Below are 1051 nucleotides of genomic sequence, written 5' to 3'. Positions count from 1 at the left end.
CGGCGCACCAGTCAAGCACGCGCCCGTGCCGGCCACTACAAACGCAGAGGTCACAAACTGTCGTTGCAGTATAAGAAGTGGTTTCAATAGTTACGGCTGAGGCGTTGAGTGGGGTCGGTCAGGCCGGTGATCATGACTGCCATGGCGAGTCAGAGAACGTCTGGACGACTGGTCAGCGACCAGCTGTGGGAGCTGCTGGAACCCTTGATCCCGCCACCCCCGTCGGCGAAGAACGGGCGCACCGGGCGGCCTCGGGTTGATGACCGGGCCGCGCTGGAAGGCATCCTGTTCGTGGCCGAGCACGGCATCGCGTGGAAGAAACTCCCCACCGAGTTGGGCTTCGGCTCCGGGATCACCTGCTGGCGCCGACTGCGGGCCTGGCAGGAGGCCGGGGTGTGGGAGAAGCTCCACCACGCCGTCCTCGACCAGCTCGGCCAGAACGGGGCGCTGGACTGGTCGAGGGCGTCTTTGGATTCGGTGAGCGTCCGGGCGAAAAGGGGGGTGAGCTGACGGGGCCCAATCCCACGGATCGCAGCAAACTCGGCACGAAGTACCACCTGCTGGTCACTGCCGACGGGTTGCCGCTGGCGGTGGCGATCATCGGAGCCAACCGCCACGACTCCATGCTCGTGGAGCCGATCCTGGACGGTGTGAGCCCGGTCAAGGGCCGAGGCCGCGGCCGTCCACGGCGCCGACCGGTCAAGCTGCACGCGGACAAGGCATACGACAACCGACGAGTCCGGCGCTACCTGCGCCGGCGCGGGATCACCGCCCGCATCGCCCGCATCGGGGTGGACTCCAGCGAACGCCTGGGACGACACCGCTGGGTGGTGGAACGCACCATCTCCTGGTTGCTGGCCTTCCGTCGCCTGGCCATCCGCTACGACCGCAGCGCTACCACCATCACCGCTGTGGCGACCCTGGCCATCACTGTCATCTGCGCCCGGCGTCTGCCCCGGAAAGACTATTGAAACCACTTCTTAGCTTGCCGTTTAACCCTTAATACTGATGAGCGTGCCGGATACAGGCTGGGGTCTGGCATGAGGGCGGC

1 protein-coding gene is annotated in these 1051 nt (G+C 66.0%); it reads left to right on the top strand.

Going from position 1 to position 1051, the window contains the following annotated elements:
- Positions 1-141: 141 nt before the first annotated feature.
- Positions 142-971, top strand: a protein-coding gene (locus ACFYE1_RS17450; protein ID WP_387745827.1) for an IS5 family transposase whose coding sequence is annotated in 2 segments (ribosomal slippage) — positions 142-507 and positions 510-971 — 828 coding nt in all. Because the reading frame shifts where the segments join, the coding sequence is not laid out codon by codon here.
- Positions 972-1051: the final 80 nt, after the last annotated feature.

This window comes from Kocuria nitroreducens (genome assembly GCF_042879195.1).
Classification (GTDB): domain Bacteria; phylum Actinomycetota; class Actinomycetes; order Actinomycetales; family Micrococcaceae; genus Kocuria; species Kocuria nitroreducens.
This window is presented reverse-complemented; position numbering and strand designations above follow the sequence as displayed.